This is a genomic window from Bacillus hominis (assembly GCF_030348325.1).
Taxonomy (GTDB): domain Bacteria; phylum Bacillota; class Bacilli; order Bacillales; family Bacillaceae_G; genus Bacillus_A; species Bacillus_A hominis.
Window position 1 is genome coordinate 1,488,104 of the sequence record NZ_JAUCFS010000005.1, and the last position, 20,823, is coordinate 1,508,926.

The following is a 20,823-nucleotide window of genomic DNA, read 5'->3' on the forward strand; positions in this document are numbered from 1 at the left end:
ATGCAAATGGGAAAAGTTACTTTAATTGCAACAGCGGCAATGGGTATTGAAGCGTTAGTTGCCCGAGAAGTTCGCGATCTTGGTTATGAATGTGAAGTGGAAAACGGAAAGATAACGTTTGAAGCGGATGAAAAAGCGATTTGTCGTACGAATTTATGGTTACGTACTGCAGACCGTGTGAAAATTAAAGTCGGCGAATTTAAAGCGACAACATTCGATGAGTTATTTGAAAAAACGAAAGCATTAAACTGGGGAGATTATATTCCAGAGAACGGTGAATTCCCTGTTATTGGGAAATCTTTGAAATCAACATTATTTAGCGTTTCAGACTGCCAACGTATTGTTAAAAAGGCTGTTGTTGAGAAATTAAAAACAACGTATAGACGCACAACTTGGTTTGAAGAAGACGGTCCATTATTCCGTATTGAAATTGCAATGCTCAAGGATATTGCAACGTTAACAATCGATGCGAGTGGTGTAGGTCTTCATAAACGTGGATACCGTCTTGAGCAAGGTGAAGCACCTTTAAAAGAAACATTAGCTGCGTCTTTAATTAAGTTAACAAACTGGAAGCCGGATCGTCCTTTCGTTGATCCTTTCTGTGGATCTGGTACGATTCCAATTGAAGCTGCATTAATTGGACAAAATATCGCACCAGGATTTAACCGAGGTTTTGCATCGGATGAATGGGGCTGGGTTGGTAAACAAAATTGGCGCGAAGCTCGTCAAGAAGCTGAAGATTTAGCAAATTATAATCAACCATTGCAAATCATTGGATCAGATATCGATCACCGTATGATAAGAGTTGCCCAAGATAACGCAGAAGAAGTTGGATTAGGGGATCTTATATCATTTAAACAAATGCAAGTAAAAGATTTCACGACAAAAGAGGAATATGGCTATGTTGTAACGAATCCTCCATACGGAGAACGTTTAAGTGAAAGAGCGCTTGTTGAAAAATTATATAAAGAAATGGGAGAGGTATTCCGCCCATTAGATACGTGGTCAATGTATTTATTAACAAGTTATGAAGCATTTGAGAAGTGTTACGGAAAAGATGCATCGAAAAAGCGTAAACTGTTTAACGGATTTATCCGTACAGATTACTATCAATACTTCGGCAAACGTCCACCGCGTAATTCATAGTATAAAACTCCTCCAGCGCGCATATACTGGCTATTATGTAATGCGTAAAGGAGGAAGTGATATGGATAGTTTCCAATTATCAATGATTCAAAAAGCTATTCACCGTACGTATGATGAGCTCGGAAAAGAAGTGGATAGTCAAGGTGCGATTGTAGATGAAATACAAAAAGCGCAGGAAGAATATTTGTCAGCTCTTTCACATGAAACAGCGATTGATAAACGGTATTTAAAGTCATTAATATAGAAAAAAATTTTCCTTTTTCGAAAGGGAAATTTTTTTTCGTGTATTTCTATGTATTGCAACAGGGGAAAGTGGCTGCATACATGTGAGTAGCAGTCGCTATATCTTTTTATAGAAAAACTGTTTGGTTGGAGGCTAAGGATGTTTACTGAGAATAGGTTACCATTTGAAGTAGGAAAACAAGATAATTTTTATGATAAGTTGAATGAGTGGATTGGAGATGTGTTTTACGACATCCTTCCGGAAAAAGGCTTTGAAGAGCGTGATGAACAGATTTTTATGGCGTTTCAGTTAGAGCGCGCTTTCCAAGAGAAGAAAGTTATGTTTGCAGAAGCAGGTGTAGGAACAGGGAAAACAATTGTATATCTTCTATATGCAATTTGTTATGCACGTTATACAGGGAAGCCAGCTATTATCGCTTGTGCAGATGAAACGTTAATTGAGCAGCTTGTGAAAGAAGAAGGAGACATTGCTAAGTTATCTGAAGCATTAGGGCTATCTGTTGATGTTAGACTTGCGAAATCAATGGATAATTATTTATGTTTGCGTAAACTTGAAGATGTTATGAGTGGACGAGCTCCAGAAGTAATTGAAGATGTATATTACGAATTACCTCAGTTCGTATTTGATCATGGTACGATGCAGAACTTTACTCACTATGGTGATCGAAAAGAATTTCCACTGTTAAATGATGAGGAATGGTCAAAGGTAAACTGGGATTACTTCCAAGATTGCTTCACTTGTGATTCTCGTCATCGTTGTGGTCAAACACTTTCTCGTGAACATTATCGTAAAGCGGCAGATTTAATCATTTGTTCTCAAGATTTCTATATGGATCATATTTGGACGTACGATGCTCGTAAACGTGAAGGACAAATTCCATTGTTACCTGAAAGTAGCTGCGTTGTATTTGATGAAGGGCATCTTGTAGAGTATGCAGCTCAAAAAGCTTTAACGTACCGTTTAAAACAAACGATGATGGAGCAACTTTTAACGAGATTGTTACAAAATGATATTCGTGAAGAATTTGCGCACTTAGTTGAAGAAACAATTTGGCAAACAGAACGATTCTTTGAAGTGTTACAAGAGAATAAAAAGGAAATTGCTGGTTCTGATCGTTTAAAAATTACTGTAACAGAAAAGGTAACAGCTGAAGCGAAGCGACTTTATGCGAAAATTGGTGAAGTCGGTGATGCATTAGTGTTTGAAAGTGAAATGCATACAGTAAACACGTATGATTTAAATATTGTTGATGAACATTTAGATGTATTAGAACATTCACTTCGTCTTTTCATGCACGAGAAAAATGTAATTACGTGGGGTGAAGAAGGTGATGGTGCCTTCACATTAGTTATTATGCCGCGTGCAGTTGAAGAAGTGTTACAAGAAAAAGTATTCTCGAAGAAGATTCCGTATATTTTCTCTTCTGCGACGTTATCTGACAATGATTCGTTCGCATTTACTGCAAATAGTCTAGGGGTAAAAGATTACTTATCATTCTCAGTTGCTTCGCCGTTTGATTATGAAGAGCAAATGACAGTAAACTTACTTCCGTATACGAAAGAAAATGAATGGGAAAGAAAGTGTCAATATACACTTGAAAATATACAAAAAACAAATGGACGTACACTCGTATTATTCCGTACAACGCAAGAACTTGCAGCGTTTAAAGAATATGTAAGTAAAGAGCAAATGTCAGTTCCATTCCTATATGAAGGAGATCAAGAAATTAGTCAGCTCGTTTCTCGTTTCCAAAATGAAGAAGAGACTGTACTTTGCGCCGTTCATTTATGGGAAGGCTTAGATATTCCTGGTTCATCGTTATCGCACGTTATTATTTGGTCATTACCATTCCCTCCAAACGATCCTGTGTTTGAAGCGAAGCGTAAACATGTAAATGATCCATTCTGGGATGTAGATGTACCATATATGATTTTACGTCTTCGTCAAGGAATTGGACGTTTAATTCGTACAAGTGACGATAAAGGTGCTATATCATTATTCTTATCAGATAATGAAGATGAAAAAGTGATAGAAGCAGTGAAGAAAGTGCTTCCGGTAGAAGGAAAAGTACTTTAAGCGAAAAAATGTTGTAGGGAAAAGTTTGGCACTTGCCAAGCTTTTTTTCTATTAGAAAAGGAATTTATGTTTTAATGTCGAAATAAGGTTGAGGTAGAAAAAGGAGGTTTTTTTATACTATGACAGTTGCTACATATGAAGTAGAAAAACAATTTTTAACATATGTGAAGAAGATAGAGAATTACGGAGAAGCATTAAGTTTAATGTTTTGGGACTTAAGAACAGGTGCGCCTAAAAAGGGTGTGGACCAGCGTTCAGAAGTAATCGGCATGCTTTCATCAGAGGTGTTTGTAATGTCGACTTCAGATGAGATGGGAAACTATTTAACAGAGCTTGAAGCTTTAATACGTGAAGAAAAACTTTCTGAAACGACGAAGAAAATGGTTGAAGAATGTCGTAAAGAATATGATAGAAATAAGAAAATTCCACAAGCGGAATATGAAGCGTATGTGAAATTAGAAGCGAAAGCAGAAAGTGTATGGGAAGAAGCTCGCGAAAAATCTGACTTTGAAATGTTCCGTCCGTATTTAGAAAAAATTGTTGAATTCAAAAAGAAGTTTATTGCATATTGGGGTTACGAAACATACAAATATAACACGCTATTAGACATGTATGAGCCGGGAATCACAGTAGAAGTGTTAGATCACGTATTTGGTCAACTTCGTGAACGTATCGTTCCGCTTGTAAAAGAAATATCTGAGTCTAAAAAGGGATTAAAAACAAGTGCTTTATCAGAACATTTTTCAAAAGAAAAACAAAAGAACTTTACATTAGAGTTATTAAAGCAATTGAATTATGATTTTGAAGCAGGGCGTCTTGATGAAACGGTACATCCTTTCGAGATTACATTAAATAGAGGGGATGTTCGTATTACGACACGCTATGATGAAAAAGATTTCCGTATGGCTGTGTTTGGAACAATTCATGAATGTGGTCATGCTGTATATGAACAAAATATTGCAGAGAAATTTGAAGGTACACCGCTATGTAGTGGTACATCTATGGGTATTCATGAGTCTCAATCATTATTCTTTGAGAACTTTATCGGGCGTAATAAATCGTTCTGGAAGAAAAATTATGATTTGTTAAAAGAGTATAGCGATGGCCAATTTGACGATATATCAGTCGATGAGTTTTACGATGCGATTAACGAATCGAAGTCTTCATTCATTCGTATAGAAGCAGATGAGCTTACATATCCGCTTCACGTTATGGTTCGTTATGAACTTGAGAAAGAATTATTCGATGGCACATTACAAGTGAAGGATTTACCAGCGGCTTGGAATGATAAGATGGAAGCATATTTAGGAATTCGCCCGGAAAATGATGCACAAGGTGTATTGCAAGATGTTCACTGGGCTGGCGGTTCATTTGGATACTTCCCATCTTATGCGCTTGGTTATATGTATGCAGCGCAATTTAAGCAAAGAATGTTAAAAGACATTCCGAACTTTGATGCATTATTAGAAAAAGGAAACGTGACACCAATTCGTGAATGGTTAACAGAAAATATTCACCAATATGGTAAAACGAAAAAGCCACTTGAAATTCTAGAAGATGTAACAGGTGAAGGGCTAAATGCAAACTACTTAGCAGACTATTTAGAAGCGAAATATAAAGAAATTTATGAGTTGTAAAAAAGAGCTGCTTAATTGCAGCTCTTTTTGTTAAAGGGGATAGGAGAATGAATTATACATATACAGTAATGACGCAAGAGGAAGCGGAGGAAATTGCATACAACTGGCATTATCAAGGGGAATATTCTTTTTACGATATGGAGGCAGATCAAGAAGACTTAGCTGAGTTTTTACATGATGAGAGTAGAGGAGACGATACATTTTCTGTGAAGGAAAATGGTACTCTCATTGGGTTCTTTAGCTTCTGTAAAATAAATAATCGAACGGTTGATATCGGGCTTGGAATGAGACCTAATATAACGGGCAATGGATTCGGTTTACAGTTCGTAAAAGCTGGATTAGATTTTAGTAAAGAAAACTATAACTGTGACTATATAACATTATCAGTAGCGGCATTTAATAAAAGGGCAATCAAAGTATATAAAAAAGTAGGATTTGAAGCAGTTGGAACGTTTATACAGAAAACAAATGGCAGTTGTTTTGAATTTTTGAAAATGAATTATATATGTAAAAATGACTAAAAAACAGAAGAATCTCTTTCTGTTTTTATTTTGATGCAGAAATAAATAATACTTTTTGTAATTGGGAGTTTTGAAATTTTGATAGAGGATGTGTATGATTGAACTTTAGTAGCAAATAGCAAGCTTAGCAAGGAGAGGTAGAATGATTACAATTAAAACGAAAAATGAAATAGATTTGATGCATGAATCTGGGAAGTTACTAGCTTCTTGTCATAGAGAAATTGCAAAAATGATGAAACCAGGTATCACTACACAAGAAATTGATACGTTTGTTGAAGCATATTTAGAAGAGCATGGTGCCAGATCCGAACAGAAAGGGTATAACGATTATCCATACGCAATATGTGCATCTGTGAACAATGAAATGTGTCATGGGTTTCCAACAGATGTTCCTTTAAGTGAAGGAGATATTGTGACAATTGACATGGTAGTAAACTTAAATGGTGCGCTCTCGGATTCTGCATGGACGTATATAGTTGGAGATATTTCTGATGAAGCAAAAAGGCTATTGTTAGTAGCAGAGAGTGCTTTATATAAAGGGATTGAGCAAGCGATAAGTGGTAACCATGTTGGAGATATTGGATACGCAATTGAAAGTTATGTAGCTTCTGAAGGGTTTTCTGTTGCAAGAGACTTTACGGGGCATGGAATTGGTAAAGCCATTCATGAGGAACCAGCCATTTTTCATTTTGGTAAGCCAAGGCAAGGTCCAGAGTTACAAGAAGGCATGGTAATTACAATTGAGCCGATTGTAAATGTAGGTATGCGCTATTCTAAAGTTGATTTAAATGGATGGACTGCAAGAACGATGGACGGAAAATTGTCAGCGCAGTATGAGCATACAGTTGCAATTACGAAGGATGGGCCAGTTGTTTTAACGTGCCTTTAAAGAGAAAATATGAAATGTAAGAGTTTTCAAAAAACGAACAAAAATGGTGTTTTCATAAAATTCGTACGTGTTTTTTTGATAAATGCTTTTCAAAGCGCAAAAAGTACGTTATAATCCTTCTATAAATAAATAAGTTAGCTACACTCATATAATCGCGGGGATATGGCCTGCAAGTTTCTACCGAAGTACCGTAAATACTTTGACTATGAGTGAGGACGAATATATTTGCTTGTTTAGCATTCTTTTTTTGCAAAACTCCAAAGGCACGTCTCTCACTTGTAACGAGTGGTGGCGGCTTTTGGAGTTTTTTATTGCATAAGAGGAGGAACAAACATGAAAGTATTACAAGAAAAGATTTTGAACGAAGGAAAGGTTTTATCTGGTGATGTATTAAAGGTAGATGCGTTTTTAAATCATCAAATTGATCCAGTACTTATGCAAGAGATCGGAAAAGAATTTGCTAAACGTTTTAAAGAAGATAACATTACAAAAATCGTGACGATTGAATCTTCAGGCATTGCACCAGCAGTTATGGCTGCTTTAGAGCTTGGTGTAAAAGTAATTTTTGCAAGAAAGCGTAAATCGTTAACGTTACAAGATAATATGTATGTTGCGAAAGTATACTCATTTACAAAGCAAGAAACGAACGAGATTTCACTATCTCGAACTCATATCGATGAAAATGATCGTGTACTAATTATTGATGACTTTTTAGCAAACGGTCAGGCTGCTTTAGGTTTAATGAGCTTAGTAGAGCAGGCTGGGGCAAGTATTGCGGGGATTGGAATTGTTATTGAAAAAGCATTTCAAGATGGAGGAAAGAAACTGCGTGAACAGGGAGTTCGTGTTGAATCACTAGCAGAAATTGCATCACTTGATAACGGCACAGTTACATTTGTACAGCAAGAAACTGCGGAGGTGAAATAACGATGAAGCAGCATCCATTTAAAATCGCATCGCTTGGCATTCAACACATGCTTGCGATGTATGCGGGCGCAATTATTGTCCCGCTTATTGTTGGCGGTGGACTTGGTTTAAATCAACAAGAATTAACGTATTTAGTATCGATTGACTTATTAATGTGCGGCGTTGCGACAATTTTACAAGCATTATCAAATCGCTTTTTTGGTATTGGGCTTCCGGTTGTACTTGGTTGCACATTTACAGCAGTGGGACCGATGATTGCAATTGGTAAACAATACGGCGTGTCCTCTATTTATGGGGCGATTATTGCTGCTGGATTATTCGTTGTTATTTTCGCGAAATTATTTGGGAAACTTGTAAAACTGTTTCCTCCTGTTGTAACAGGATCTGTCGTTACAGTCATTGGGGTTACACTTGTTCCAGCAGCTATTAATGATATGGCTGGAGGAGTTGGAAGTAAAGATTTTGGAAGTCTAGAAAATTTAGCTTTAGCATTTGGTGTTTTATTATTTATCATTATTATGTATCGTTTCTTTGACGGATTTATCCGTTCAATTTCTATATTACTTGGTCTTTTGTTCGGTACAATCGTTGCAGCGTTTATGGGGAAAGTAAGCTTGCAAGCGGTTGGAGAGGCAGATTGGTTCCACGGTATTCAGCCGTTTTACTTCGGTACACCAACATTTGAATTAACGCCAATTATTACGATGATTCTCGTTGCTTGCGTAGGGATTGTGGAAGCAACAGGTGTATATTTTGCATTATCTGATATTTGCAATAAAAAAATTGGTGAGAAAGAATTAACAAAAGGCTATCGTGCAGAAGGATTAGCGATGATTTTAGGTGGTATTTTCAACGCATTTCCATATACAACGTACTCTCAAAACGTAGGTCTAATTCAATTAACTGGAGTAAGAAATCGCGTTATTATTTATACTTGCGGTGGGATGTTGATCGCTCTTGGATTTATTCCTAAAATTGCAGCCATTACAACCATCATTCCGAAGTCAGTACTTGGCGGTGCTATGTTAGCGATGTTCGGTATGGTTATGGCGTATGGCATTAAAATGTTAAGCAGTGTTGATTTTGGGAAACAAGAAAATTTATTAATTGTTGCATGTTCTGTCGGAATTGGACTTGGTGTTACAGTTGTTCCAACTTTATTCTCACAACTTCCTGAAAACATTCGTATTTTAACAGATAACGGGATTGTACTTGGAAGTGCATCAGCAGTACTTTTGAATATTGTATTTAATATGGTGCCGCAGCGTAAAGTGAAAGTAAAAGAAGAGCCAGTTCCGATGCAAAGTGCAGTAAGAGAAGCATAGAAAAGCAAGGTCTCATTATGAGACCTTGCTTTTCTTTTTAAGTGGCATCATCTTACCGTACGTACCAAGACGCCAAATGTATTCAAGTGGCCCGTATTGATAACGAGAAAGCCACCAGCGGCTAATGAAGATTTGTAACGTGTAGAAACCGATGCAAAATAGTGGCCCAACCCATAATGGAGCGGGATAATAATTTTTGAAAAATAGACCGAATACAAGTAACGTAACAATCGTATGCGTGATGTAATTTGTTAACGCCATTCTTCCGACATATTGGAATGGGCGTAATAATTTTTGCCATCTTTCTTTTTGTAATAAGCGTATCAGTGTAAAAATGTAAAAGATGAATAAGGTTTTTCCGCTAAACATTGTAAAGGCACTCATGTAAATCGGATCATAAGGTTGTTTTGACAAGAAATAACGAACCATAAAGAACCACATTGGTAATGTTAAAACGAACATAATAATTTGCCATTTTTTTAGTTTTGGATCTAATTCTTTTGAGCGGCGGAAAATATCTTTTTTGCCAGCATATAAGCCAAGCAAAAATAATCCAACTGTTTCTGGAAGCATGAATGCACTTAGCCCAATTGCTTCAGAATAAAACGCATGGAAACGATTTTGTATTTGTAACATCCAGTCCTCTAATGGCATGATTGGTAAGGAGAGTCCTAGCTCATCTCTTGGCATTAAGGCAATTCCAATGCTACTAATTAGCATTAAAAATTGAAAAATACTTAGTAAGATTAATGCCCAAATCAAAATAGTACGAGGTTCTCTCTTATAAAATAACAATAAGAAAAATCCAGCGATTGCATAACTATGTAAAATGTCCCCGTCCCATAAAAGAACGTAATGCAAGAACCCAAATAATAATAAAATGAGCAAGCGGCGAACAAATAAAGTTTTCGGACGATCTGTTTTCGCCTCAGCACGATTCATAAAGATATAAAAACCTAATCCGAATAAAAATGAAAAAATAGTATAAAACTTTGTTTGAATAAACATGTCATAAAACAAGCGAATATAGCTGTCTAATCCATCATAAACGCCGGAAATGTCTCGAGAATCAACACCAGCGATAACTGGCCAGTTAACAAGAAAAATACCTAGTACAGCTATTCCTCTAATAATATCGATTGAGTGTATCCTCTCGCCTTGCGTGAGATTTTGTGTCATTTTTTTCCTCCTTGTTAAGTAATTCCCTTTTATTATACAAAATGTAAAGAGGAGGGTATATAGGTAATTTCCAGTTTTTAAAGCTGTTAAGTTGTGTATTATGAGATATAATAAGAGTGCACAGCAAGTTTTAAACTTCTTTAAAACAGGCAGTAAAGCTCCTTTTCCCGAAGGAGCTTTCTTTTTTAGAAAATTGTTGATAATGATTATCTTTAATGATAAAATGTATTCAAAAGTGATAATCATTATCAAAAAAGGTTGGTGTGTTAATATGGTGTATGCACTTGTTGCAGGAACGATTGCTATATATGTTGGTGTTACAAAGTATGTATTAAATGGAGTAGGAACAACAAAATGAATAATATTACATAAAATCCCTTTCATTTGTAAAAAGAATGAAAGGGATTTTTTATTTTTGATGTGAATATGCTGAAAATTTAGTATGATAATAAAGTGAAACTTTAATCAGTAGGGAGGTCTATCCCTCACTGATTATTAGCCCGCACGAAACGGGCTTTTACTGCCCACAAATAGCGGGATAAAGTATATACATCTTGGATAAAGGGGAACAAGGGGATGACAAACATAGTACAGACAAACGGTATGAAAAAACTTGTTTGTTTTTATGAAGAGTGGCAAAAAAACGGTGATGCAGAGAATAGTTTGAAGTTGTTTGAAGTGATTCAAAAATATAAACAAGAGCAGCTTATGCTAGCTTTTTGTGGTCATTTTTCTGCGGGGAAATCGACAATGATGAATCACCTATATAAAGCGCAATTATTACCGACAAGTCCGATTCCAACAAGTGCTAACGTCGTTAAAATTGAAAGAGGATCTGATCGCGTTGTTGTAACGATTAAGTCTGGAGAACAGTATGAATATGACGGCGCATATTCAGCAGAAGAATTAAAACAAATATGTAAAGACGGTGATGAAGTAATTGGTGTTCATATTTATCGAAATGATGCACCAATTCCTGACGGAGTTATGCTAGTTGATACGCCAGGAATTGATTCTACAGATGATGCTCACCAATTAGCAACAGAATCAACACTCCATCTTGCAGATGTTATTTTCTATATGATGGATTATAACCATGTTCAATCAGAGGTTAACTTACAATTTGTTAAAGAATTGAAACAACGTAATAAAACGGTTTATCTCGTTGTAAACCAAATAGATAAACATAAAGCAAATGAGTTATCGTTTGAAGAGTATAGAGATAGTGTAAAACAGTCTTTTTCTAACTGGGATATTGAAGTAGATGGTATTTTTTATACATCATTGCGAATGATGAATCATCCATACAATGAAATTCAAAGTTTAGAAGCATTAATCTTTTCTATCATGAAAGAAAAAGAGCAGTATGTAAGAAAGGGAATGGAGCGAGAAACAGAATATTTATTGGGGGAGCATTTCTCGTTTATTCTTTCTGAAAATGAAAAACATCTCATGAAATATGAAGAAGAATTAACATCACCACTGTCACTTTCAGAGATAGTTGAAAAAAAGGAAGAGTTAACTGAAAATAAAAATAGCGCGGCTAGTAAAGAATCTGATGTGAGAAATGAATTTATAAAAGGTTTACAAGCCATATTAGATAACGCATATTTAATGCCATTTGAAATGAGAGAATTGGCAAATGAATATTTGGAAACGAAATTAACGAAGTTTAAAGTTGGTTTGTTATTTGCGAAAGGAAAGACGGAGCAAGAAAAACAGAGACGTGTAGATGCTTTTTATTCTGCTCTTCAAAAGACTGTTGAAACGCAACTTGATTTTCATGTGAAAGAATTTATTGTAGCCTTCTTAAAAGAAGAAGGGTTATTTACAGAGGAAATAGGGAAAGACATATATGCGTTAGAGATTGCTTTCGGACCGGAAGTGTTGGCTGAAACAATTAAACAAGGGGCTGGATTTACCGGTGATTACTTACTTCTTTATACTGCTGACGTTGCAAATGAGTTAAAGAAAAGATACTTTATGAAATCTCAGCAAATTTTTGAAAAAAGTACGGGTATATTGCAGAAGAAAGTGAAGATAGAGATTGCTCGTATTGAAGAAGAGATTGAAAAATACACGATGTTACAAACAGCAAAAGAAACGAAATTACAATACATTAAGACGTATGAGGAATATGAGAGCTATTTAGGAGATATTTGGAATGAACATGTTTCTATACCAGATGGATTACAAATAGACGAAATATTACAAAGTAAAAACCAAGTTGTTAGTGAGAAGTTTACACTACAAGAGCAAGAAATGGTAAATGAAAACGTAGCGGCTAGTGAAGAAGAGATTAAAGGAACGAAAGCTTTAAATATTCAGCGTATATTAGAAAAAGTGAAGAAAGCTGAAACGATATTAGATCCATTGCCTACACTGAAACATTTACAGCAAGAAGTAGTTGGAAAAAGACAGCGTGTAGAAACGAAGCAATTTACAGTAGCGTTATTTGGAGCTTTTAGTGCTGGAAAATCATCATTTGCTAACGCATTGCTCGGTGAAAAGGTACTTCCTGTATCGCCAAACCCAACGACAGCAACGATTAATCAAATTTTACCGGTTACAGAGGAAAAACCACACGGAACAGTAATTGTTCAGTTTAAATCAAAGCAAGCACTATTAGAAGATATGAAAGCTGTTTATAAGCTGTTTCATTATGAGATTACTACGCTAGAGGAAGCATTAACGCAAATTGATAAAATTATGAAATATCCTTCACCAAGCGGGAAGCAAAAAACAACATTTAGCTTTTTACGAGCGGTACAAAAAGGATATGAGGCAGTTGCTGATCATTTAGGGGAACAAGTACAAGTTACGTTAGAGGAGTTCTCTGATTATGTAGCTAATGAAGAAAAATCATGCTTTGTTGAGTATATGGAGCTTTATTATGATTGTGCTTTAACAAGGCAAGGAGTAGCTCTTGTAGATACACCAGGGGCGGATTCTATTAACGCTCGCCATACGGATGTTGCATTCCAGTATATTAAAAACGCAGATGCTATTTTATTCGTAACATACTATAATCATGTTTTCTCTCGTGCAGATCGTGAGTTTTTAATTCAGCTCGGTCGTGTAAAGGATACATTTGCACTTGATAAAATGTTCTTCTTAATAAATGCTGCCGATTTAGCAGAGTCTGAAGAAGAACTTGAAATGGTAAAAGGTTATATTGCGGATCAGCTCTTGCAATACGGTATTAGAAATCCACGTTTATTTGCAATTTCAAGTTTATGTGCGCTTGAAGAAAAGCAAGGGAAAAGTATTGATAAAGAAAAGTATGGTATTTTACAAAACTCTGGGATTGCTAAGTTTGAAGAATCATTTACGTCCTTTATGATGAGGGATTTAATGCTTGTATCTGTGCATGCTTTATATGGTGCATTGCAAGGAGCGAAGCAGCTTCTTGTAAATATGATAAATGGCGCGAAGCAGGGAAATGATGAGAAAGAGAAGCAAACAAAAAAATATGAAGCAGAGCGTGATCAGCTACTTCATATTATTTCATCATATAGTGTACTTGCTGAAGAGCAAGCAATGCAAAATGAAGTGAAAGAATTGCTTTATTATGTACACCAACGTCTATTTTTACGCTATAACGATGTGTTTACTGAATTTATTAATCCAGCGTCGTTACGAACAGATGGGAATGTGAAAATGCAGTTGCAACAATGTGTAATGGAATTAGTTGCATTTATTCAACATGATTTATTACAAGAAATGCGTGCGACATCATTACGTCTTGAAAAATGGATAGATGAAGCGATGAAGCGTGCAAAGGATGAAATTGTTGTGAATTGCAAAGTGGAAAATGAATCGATTTCTATGGGTGGAACAGTGGATTATGAATATAAAGTTATTACACATAAAGAGCCGTTTCCTTCAATAGAAATAAAAGATTTTAAAAAGGCACTAGCACATTTTAAAAATGAGAAAAGCTTTTTTGAAAAAAATGATAAAGCTTTTATGCAAGAAGACGCTAAAGGAGTGTTAGAACCTTTCGTATCAAACTATGTAGCTGATGAAGAAGATTTATTCGTTCATCATTATAAGCAAGAGTGGGATGCAAAATGGAACCTATTCCAAAAAGTGATGCAGCAAGATGTTGAGAATTATTATGAAAGTATATTATTCGCTTTAGCTGAAACAATTGATGTATCACTATATGAACAAAGTAAAGAAGAGCTTCAAAAACAGTTAGTAGAAATTGAAAAAGAAATTTATATTAAATAGCTGTTATGAAAAAAAGATTCGTTCAATTTTCTTTTGTAGTACAGTATCTAAAGATTTTACAAACCCTGCAAACTCATCAGTAGAAATCATATGGGTAAGAACTAAGCGTCTGCCGTCTGGTGTTTCACCGCATAAGACGAATGAAGAAAACTCATACGTTTTGTTTTCTACTACTAATTTTGGATAGGAATATGTGTCGCTCTTCTTTTTCTTTCCATCAATAGAGATGACGTTGCATTTTTTCTCATTGTTGTCCATGGTGAATCCCTCCTTTCTATTATCTATGGTAGACAAGGGGGGTTTAGAACAATAGGGAAGGGGGAATTTTATGTCTGTTGTAATAGAGCGTATTTCGAAAGAAGCTATACCGAAATCTTTATTGCTCCTTGCTGATCCAAGTGAACGCCAAATTGATGCATATGTACAGAGAGGGTTTACGTATATAGCTAAACAAGAAGAACGAATTATCGGTGTATATGTGCTTTTGGAAACAAGACCAAAGACAATGGAAATTATGAATATTGCGGTTGTAGAACATATGCAAGGAAAAGGTATTGGTAAGGGGTTATTGTTGCATGCAATAGAAAAAGCTAAAGAATATAATATGTACAAGCTTGAAGTTGGTACAGGTAATTCTAGCATTTCACAACTTGCGTTATATCAAAAATGTGGATTTCGTATTTTTTCTATTGATTTTGATTACTTTTCGAAGCATTATGAAGAAGAGATTATTGAAAATGGGATTGTATGTCGTGATATGATTCGGCTTGCAATGGAATTGAATAAGAACGTATAACTTATTTAGGGGGAAGAGAAGATGGAAGTACATAAAGCAATTACAGCACATTCTCGTAAACAAAATGAAAGTGTAAAAGCATGTTTACAATTAGATGCGCAGCGTGAAGCAGCTATTGAAGCAGCCGTATCTCTTGCGTCAAAGGGGAAAGAATTTTCTGTTGATGTCATAAATGTTGTAACAAAGCAAATTAATGATCTTGCAAAAAATGGTGTTACACTGCAGCGTAAATTTGTTACAGAAGAAATGGTTATGGAGTATGTAAGTCGTTTGCAAGAGAAAGAAGGTCGTTAAAGATGATAGTTACAGTCGAATGGTTGCGTGAGCATTTAGAAGATGAACATGTCCGTATAGTCGATTGTCGTTTTGATTTAGCGAATTCAAATTGGGGTAAAGAGAAGTATGAGGAAGAACATATTCCCCATGCGTTATATTTTGATTTAAATTTAGATTTATCAAGTTCTGTAATAGAACATGGTGGTCGCCATCCATTACCAAATATAGAGCAGTTTGCAGACAAGCTTTCAGGGGCTGGGATTGATGAACATACGACAGTGATTGCGTATGACAGTCAAGCTGGTGCAATGGCTTCTCGTTTATGGTGGTTATTAAACTATGTAGGACATGAGAAAGTGTATATATTAGACGGTGGATTTCCGGCTTGGAAAGAGAATGGATTACACACAACGTCGAATACCCCAGTTATTGCACGAAAACCTTTTAGACCGGAAATACAAGAAAATATGCTTGTAACGATGGAAGATGTGAGAGGGAAAATTCGTGCAGATGCAAATATGACATTAATTGATTCTAGGGAACCAAAACGTTATGCTGGTGCGGAAGAGCTCGTTGATTCGAAGGCAGGGCATATTCCGACGGCAGTAAACTATTTTTGGAAAGATGGAATTTTAGAATCGGGACACTTTAAAAACGAAGAGGAACAGCAAGGGCGTTTCCAAAATCTTGATAAAGAGAAGGAAACAATCGTATATTGTGGTTCTGGTGTTACAGCGTGTCCGAACATAGTTGCATTAAAATTAGCTGGTTTTCAAAATGTTAAATTGTATGCAGGTAGTTGGAGTGATTGGATTTCTTATCCAGAAAATCAAATTGCAAAAGAAGAAGATTAATCACTTGCATGCAAAAATAATTTGTATTAAAATAAGGTCACAAGCAAGAGATTGCTTCAAAAATATTATATTTTACACATTGGAAACAATGTGATAATATAACGACAAGTAAATAATACATCCTGCGGTGTGCGTAACTTATTTATGTCTAAAACCGATGTTAGTTTTACGGAAGCTCAATATTTAGTGACCATTATCAAGCCTTCCTTGTGGAGGAAGATATACGGTAACTGTGAGGGCATCCACCTGCGAGTAGCGGGTTTTTGGACATTTACGAGAGACGGCACTTGCGGGGGTCTTATTTCAACTAACAGTATATAAAATTCCTACGGTGTACGTAGCTTGTGTATGTCTTAAACCAATAAGTATAATACGGAAGTTCAATATTTAAATGTAGATAGCAGGCCATCTTTTTAAGAAGGAAGTTACAAACATTTGTGAGAACATCCACCTGTGAAAGCAGGTTTATGGACATCTATAGATAACGGCATATGTGGGACTATATAAAAACCTTACGTTTTATACGTAAGGTTTTTTTGTTGAATAAATATGCTCATGTTATCTCGATTTACCTGTAAAGTTCCCATAATAAATATAGCACTTGCGGTCTTCATCAATTTCTCTTGAATCTAGGGTGAATTCCAAATGTATTCCATCCTGTTGAATATATATAATATCTGAATGGAGAGAGGGTAAGATGTCCTCGTAATTCCACACATCTTTACTTTCTATCATAATTGAGCTTGTTTCCTTTAGTTCTCTAATTTCAAAACCTATGTGCGAGTATGTAGGATCTGAAGGGTCGTTGAAAAAAACTTCTTTTTGTATATATAACACTGCTGTCCCGTCTGGATCTACTGAAGTTGCAGTAACGACATATGTATTTCCATCTTTTATAAAATATTCACAAGTCATGCGCGCGACAATTTCAGAATTAGAAATATTTGCGTAGTTCCATAAAGCCGGATACCCGTTACTTTCATCATTGAGCCGATATTCCAATCGCATTTTATCCCTCTTCTTCCTTTTTCTTCTACTTTATCATGACATCCTATATAATAGAAATATAATTTAAAAAGGGGAGTGCAAAGGTGACAAAAACGAAATGGCTAGTAGGTGGTGTCCTGACATCTTTAATGACGGGCACTTTATTTGGCTGCACGCAAGATATTCCCCCCGAACCGAATGATAATAGTTGTTCTGATTGGGATTGGGATGATGAACTTGGTGTTTGGCAGTGTGATGATAGTAGTTCAGGTTATCGTGGACATTACTTTTATGGTGGTAAATACTATCAAAATAAATCCACCTTCAAAAATTCATCAGAGTTTAAAACTTATCAATCTTCGGCCGAATTTAAAGGTGGAATTGGAAGCGGTTCAAAAGGTGGATTTGGAGGTTAAAATATGTCGCAATACATAAAGAAACGAAAAGAATTTTATTCGAATTATCCGCATTTCTGGTCGGATTTATATGAATGTGAGTATAGTTTGTTTCATGTTTTCCCAATAACAGAGCAAATGATGAAACAATTACAATTAGCAACTGAACGAATGGGGAAAATATTTTTTAAGACTGCTAGAATTCTTCGGAATTTATCCAATGAACAGCTTCTTGAACTCGGTTTTCCAACTGCAAGCTGGCCTTTTATTAGACTGAAAGGAATGTATCCTGAATCTGTTATTTCACGATTTGATTTTGCTTTAACAGATGATAATCGTATTAAAATGCTTGAGTTTAATAGTGACACTCCAACTTTTATTGTGGAATGCTTTCAAATGAATGGAAAAGTTTGTGAAGAATTAGGCTATGATGATCCAAATGCAAATCAAGAGCGCTTACTTTCTTCTGGTATTACAAAAGCCGTAATGGAAGCTACAAAAGGAATGGAAGATCCAAATGTTGTTTTCACAGCTCATCATGAACATATAGAAGATTGGAATACGACTATGTATTTGAGTGGGTTATGTCATGTTGAAAATAAAGTGATGCCAATGACAGAACTTCGAATTACAGCCGATACTTTAGTAGATAGAGAGGGCGTACCAATTGATGTTTTGTATCGCCAAACATATCCAATTGAAGACTTGATTGAAGATCAAGATCCCGAAACGGGGGATTTGGTGGGAGTAGAACTTTTGCAACTTGTAAAAAAAGGAAAGCTTTTTATTATAAATCCTTTGTCGGCCTTTTTACTTCAGCCAAAATCAATTCAATGTCTTATTTGGGGATTAGCAGAAGAAGGTGCTTTTTACACAAGTGAGGAACAAAAGTGGATTAAAGAATATATGCTTCCTACATATTTAGAGCCAGATTTATTTTTTGGGAAAAGTCCTTTCGTTCAAAAACCTTCGTTCGGTAGAGAAGGTGACACGATTACGATTCGCGATAAGGATACAAACATTATGATTCGAAATGCACATGAAACGTATAAATCGTCACTTCCTATATTTCAGAAATATACAGAGCTTCCAGTTGTATTTTTGGAAACTGAAAAAGGAATTGAGAAGCTGTCGTACGTGTTTGGGGCGTTTTTAATTGCTGGAAAAGCGAGTAGCATCGGTATACGTGCCGGAGAAAAAATTACGGGAAATGAATCATATTATTTACCGGTAGGTATTAAGAAGGAGGAAAATAAATGATTAATTTTTTACTATATTTAGCAGTATCACTTGCACTTTTATGTATCGGTCTTTTTCTTATGGAAGTGACAACGAAAGTTAAGGAATTTAAGTTAATGGCTCAAGGGAATAAAGCGGTAAGCTATGTACTTGGAGGAAGACTACTTGGTCTTGCTATCGTTTTATATTCAACGGCTGCTAATTCTATTTCAATTCTTGATATGGTTTCATGGGGAGCTGTTGGGATATTAGCTCAAATTATTGTCTTTTATTTAGCGGAATGGCTTACACCACGTTTTAATATTAATAAAAGCCTTGAAGAAGATAATCAAGCAGTTGGTCTTTTCCTTATGTTTTTATCACTTTCCATCGGAATTGTAATTGCTGGTTGTGTAACGTATTAAAACCCTTACATTTTAACGTAAGGGTTTTATTTTTTATGTGCTAATTTTTTGCAATATGTGCTCAAGTAATTTATCCCGCTATTTGTGGGCAGTAAAACTTCCACCTCAAAATTCAGCTGGAGCAAAGAAGTTGGTTGGGAGATTAACTGCCCGTAAAAGCCCGATTGGTGAAGGCTAATAATCAGTGGGACTGATTAAAGTTTCACTTTATGTAGTCGAATGCTGAGCAGGATGCATATTAGTGTACTAAACTCGAGGTAGTTGTTGTAATAAGGAAAAGTTTCCATACAAAGTGTTGACATCTATTTTAAATAAGAGTAACATTTTCTATGTAATTAAAATAAGTCTCTGTTAGGTGAGGCTCCTGTATAGAGAAATGCTACTGCCCAAAAATGTCGAGAGACGCCAATGGGTCAACAGGAATGATCGAATTAAGGTTTTTCTTAACGTAGCTGGTAATGAACCTATGCTATACAGTGCTAAAACTCGGCGAGGGAGCGGTCTGTAGATTTCTAATTGTATTATATTAGGAATCGCTTATTTGTGTATGCAATGACCTTTGCTCTCTTATGAGTAAGGGTCTTTTTTGTTAGCAAGCTATGAGTAATTTCATAGTATAGATTATAACTAAAAAATTAAAAAGGAGGTGAGGAGCATGTCAAATTCTGACTCGGTTCCGTTACCCATATACTTCAAATCAAAAATATATGATGTAGGCAGGAAACGACTTGTTCCTCCCTCTATATTTATCATAATGTAGCGTTTATTCGAGTATTTGAGCGCTAGACACTTTCACGGTGAAGTGGATAAATTGAGAAACAAAGCGTTTCTTCCTATGTTGTAAAGGAGGAGACGATAATATGTTATATGTAAATAAAAGTGTGGGTAACACTGCGTATAAATTAAGTAAAAAAGCAATGAAAGAACAAACAATGCTTCAAAAAAATAAAGATTTATTAATTGAAATCGCAACAAGAGATGTAAAATCTGTATTTGCGTATTTTAAAACAACAAGAGACGGACTATCTATGAAAGAGGCACAAAAACGTATTCAAATATACGGTCGAAATGAATTAACTTCAAAAAGAGCGCGTATTGCGGAAGTAATGATGAAGCTAAGTGGAATGATCCCAGGTTTTTCAAAACAAAATATGCGTGATGAATTGCAATGTGAAACAGTTACTGTTTCTAGAGTAGAAGCCTCTAGCGTAACAGGGCTAAACAATGAATTAAAAATGATGAAGCTATCAGTACAAGAGCTTGTACCTGGAGATATGATTTTTCTTTCAGAGGGCGACACAGTGCCAGCAGATGTACGTATTATTTATGCAAATGATTTATTAGTAAATGAATCTATGCTGACAGGAAACGATGCTAGTATTGAGAAATTTGAAAGTTGCTATCATCTTGAACGTAAACGATTTATTCCATTAAAACGGATGAAAGACTATAATCCACTTGAACTTGAAAATGTATGTTTCAACGGTACGTATATTGTTGGCGGAAATGCAAAGGCTGTAGTTGTTTCGACAGGTAAAAATACGTATTCAGGAATACTTCATACTTGTTGCGGTAGAACGTCTTAATGTGTTAATGATGCTAAATATACAAAAACAATGTATAATAGACAAAGTTGAACAAAAACGTAGAATGGTAATCTATATATAACCTTACGTGATAACGTGAGGTTAT

The 20,823-nt window shown here is 35.6% G+C and carries 20 protein-coding genes, 2 other RNA genes and 2 riboswitches; of the genes, 19 read left to right on the top strand and 3 right to left on the bottom strand.

The window, feature by feature from the left end; genetic code table 11:
* Nucleotides 1-6: 6 nt before the first annotated feature.
* The 8 genes from QUF93_RS10025 (at nucleotide 7) to pbuX (ending at nucleotide 8,765) form a co-directional block, all read left to right on the top strand.
* Nucleotides 7-1,146: a THUMP domain-containing class I SAM-dependent RNA methyltransferase gene (locus tag QUF93_RS10025; protein ID WP_289358639.1), complete on the top strand. Its 1,140-nt coding sequence runs from the start codon at nucleotides 7-9 to the stop codon at nucleotides 1,144-1,146.
* Nucleotides 1,147-1,207: 61 nt separating this feature from the next.
* The gene (locus QUF93_RS10030; protein WP_000376895.1) at nucleotides 1,208-1,390 is read left to right on the top strand and encodes a DUF3921 domain-containing protein; all 183 of its coding nucleotides are present in this window, start codon (nucleotides 1,208-1,210) and stop codon (nucleotides 1,388-1,390) included.
* Nucleotides 1,391-1,528: 138 nt separating this feature from the next.
* Nucleotides 1,529-3,466 (top strand): ATP-dependent DNA helicase, encoded by a 1,938-nt coding sequence (locus QUF93_RS10035; RefSeq protein WP_289358642.1) that lies wholly within the window; start codon nucleotides 1,529-1,531, stop codon nucleotides 3,464-3,466.
* Nucleotides 3,467-3,585: 119 nt separating this feature from the next.
* Nucleotides 3,586-5,103, top strand: a complete 1,518-nt coding sequence (ypwA, locus tag QUF93_RS10040) for a carboxypeptidase (protein ID WP_289358643.1) — start codon at nucleotides 3,586-3,588, stop codon at nucleotides 5,101-5,103.
* Between the two features lie 47 nt (nucleotides 5,104-5,150).
* Nucleotides 5,151-5,624, top strand: coding sequence for a GNAT family N-acetyltransferase (locus QUF93_RS10045; RefSeq protein ID WP_289358644.1), 474 nt, complete (start codon nucleotides 5,151-5,153; stop codon nucleotides 5,622-5,624).
* Between the two features lie 142 nt (nucleotides 5,625-5,766).
* Complete coding sequence (locus QUF93_RS10050; RefSeq protein WP_289358645.1) at nucleotides 5,767-6,513, top strand: type I methionyl aminopeptidase; 747 nt, start codon at nucleotides 5,767-5,769, stop codon at nucleotides 6,511-6,513.
* Nucleotides 6,514-6,637: 124 nt separating this feature from the next.
* Nucleotides 6,638-6,739: riboswitch (purine riboswitch) on the top strand.
* 107 nt (nucleotides 6,740-6,846) lie between these two features.
* Nucleotides 6,847-7,440: a xanthine phosphoribosyltransferase gene (locus tag QUF93_RS10055; RefSeq protein WP_289358647.1), complete on the top strand. Its 594-nt coding sequence runs from the start codon at nucleotides 6,847-6,849 to the stop codon at nucleotides 7,438-7,440.
* Between the two features lie 2 nt (nucleotides 7,441-7,442).
* Nucleotides 7,443-8,765, top strand: a complete 1,323-nt coding sequence (gene pbuX / locus QUF93_RS10060; protein WP_002117781.1) for a xanthine permease PbuX — start codon at nucleotides 7,443-7,445, stop codon at nucleotides 8,763-8,765.
* 15 nt (nucleotides 8,766-8,780) lie between these two features.
* On the opposite strand, the gene QUF93_RS10065 is transcribed toward pbuX, so the two are convergent.
* The gene (locus tag QUF93_RS10065; RefSeq protein WP_289358648.1) at nucleotides 8,781-9,944 is read right to left on the bottom strand and encodes a DUF418 domain-containing protein; all 1,164 of its coding nucleotides are present in this window, start codon (nucleotides 9,942-9,944) and stop codon (nucleotides 8,781-8,783) included.
* 202 nt (nucleotides 9,945-10,146) lie between these two features.
* Here QUF93_RS10065 and QUF93_RS10070 point away from each other — a divergent pair, with 202 nt between their 5' ends.
* Nucleotides 10,147-10,302, top strand: coding sequence for a hypothetical protein (locus QUF93_RS10070; protein WP_289375275.1), 156 nt, complete (start codon nucleotides 10,147-10,149; stop codon nucleotides 10,300-10,302).
* Nucleotides 10,303-10,520: 218 nt separating this feature from the next.
* The gene (locus tag QUF93_RS10075) at nucleotides 10,521-14,180 is read left to right on the top strand and encodes a dynamin family protein (RefSeq protein ID WP_289358649.1); all 3,660 of its coding nucleotides are present in this window, start codon (nucleotides 10,521-10,523) and stop codon (nucleotides 14,178-14,180) included.
* A gap of 3 nt (nucleotides 14,181-14,183) precedes the next feature.
* Here QUF93_RS10075 and QUF93_RS10080 read toward each other — a convergent pair whose 3' ends face one another.
* Nucleotides 14,184-14,438 (bottom strand): DUF3931 domain-containing protein, encoded by a 255-nt coding sequence (locus QUF93_RS10080; RefSeq protein WP_000369740.1) that lies wholly within the window; start codon nucleotides 14,436-14,438, stop codon nucleotides 14,184-14,186.
* Nucleotides 14,439-14,508: 70 nt separating this feature from the next.
* Between QUF93_RS10080 and QUF93_RS10085 the strand changes: the two genes are divergently transcribed.
* The 5 genes from QUF93_RS10085 (at nucleotide 14,509) to ssrS (QUF93_RS10105) (ending at nucleotide 16,610) form a co-directional block, all read left to right on the top strand.
* The gene (locus QUF93_RS10085; protein ID WP_289358650.1) at nucleotides 14,509-14,976 is read left to right on the top strand and encodes a GNAT family N-acetyltransferase; all 468 of its coding nucleotides are present in this window, start codon (nucleotides 14,509-14,511) and stop codon (nucleotides 14,974-14,976) included.
* Between the two features lie 21 nt (nucleotides 14,977-14,997).
* Nucleotides 14,998-15,270, top strand: coding sequence for a YpbS family protein (locus QUF93_RS10090; RefSeq protein ID WP_000451807.1), 273 nt, complete (start codon nucleotides 14,998-15,000; stop codon nucleotides 15,268-15,270).
* A 2-nt stretch (nucleotides 15,271-15,272) separates the two neighbouring features.
* Nucleotides 15,273-16,106 carry a sulfurtransferase gene (locus QUF93_RS10095; protein WP_289358651.1) on the top strand — a complete coding sequence of 278 codons (834 nt, stop codon included), beginning with the start codon at nucleotides 15,273-15,275 and terminating at the stop codon, nucleotides 16,104-16,106.
* Nucleotides 16,107-16,222: 116 nt separating this feature from the next.
* Nucleotides 16,223-16,405: non-coding RNA, 6S RNA (ssrS, locus tag QUF93_RS10100), on the top strand.
* A gap of 21 nt (nucleotides 16,406-16,426) precedes the next feature.
* Nucleotides 16,427-16,610: non-coding RNA, 6S RNA (gene ssrS, locus QUF93_RS10105), on the top strand.
* A 54-nt stretch (nucleotides 16,611-16,664) separates the two neighbouring features.
* On the opposite strand, the gene QUF93_RS10110 is transcribed toward ssrS (QUF93_RS10105), so the two are convergent.
* A complete protein-coding gene (locus tag QUF93_RS10110; protein WP_289358652.1) occupies nucleotides 16,665-17,114 on the bottom strand; it encodes a hypothetical protein in 450 nt (149 codons plus the stop codon).
* An 83-nt stretch (nucleotides 17,115-17,197) separates the two neighbouring features.
* Here QUF93_RS10110 and QUF93_RS10115 point away from each other — a divergent pair, with 83 nt between their 5' ends.
* From QUF93_RS10115 to QUF93_RS10130, 4 genes are all read left to right on the top strand, one after another.
* Entirely contained in the window at nucleotides 17,198-17,509 is a 312-nt protein-coding gene (locus tag QUF93_RS10115; protein ID WP_002117794.1) for a hypothetical protein, read from the top strand.
* A gap of 3 nt (nucleotides 17,510-17,512) precedes the next feature.
* Nucleotides 17,513-18,748: a glutathionylspermidine synthase family protein gene (locus QUF93_RS10120; protein ID WP_289358653.1), complete on the top strand. Its 1,236-nt coding sequence runs from the start codon at nucleotides 17,513-17,515 to the stop codon at nucleotides 18,746-18,748.
* The gene (locus QUF93_RS10125) at nucleotides 18,745-19,131 is read left to right on the top strand and encodes a DUF350 domain-containing protein (protein ID WP_002117799.1); all 387 of its coding nucleotides are present in this window, start codon (nucleotides 18,745-18,747) and stop codon (nucleotides 19,129-19,131) included. Before QUF93_RS10120 ends, QUF93_RS10125 begins: the two co-directional genes overlap by 4 nt.
* 340 nt (nucleotides 19,132-19,471) lie before the next feature.
* Nucleotides 19,472-19,635: riboswitch (M-box (ykoK) riboswitch) on the top strand.
* A gap of 356 nt (nucleotides 19,636-19,991) precedes the next feature.
* Nucleotides 19,992-20,717 (top strand): P-type ATPase actuator domain-containing protein, encoded by a 726-nt coding sequence (locus tag QUF93_RS10130; RefSeq protein WP_002117802.1) that lies wholly within the window; start codon nucleotides 19,992-19,994, stop codon nucleotides 20,715-20,717.
* Nucleotides 20,718-20,823: the final 106 nt, after the last annotated feature.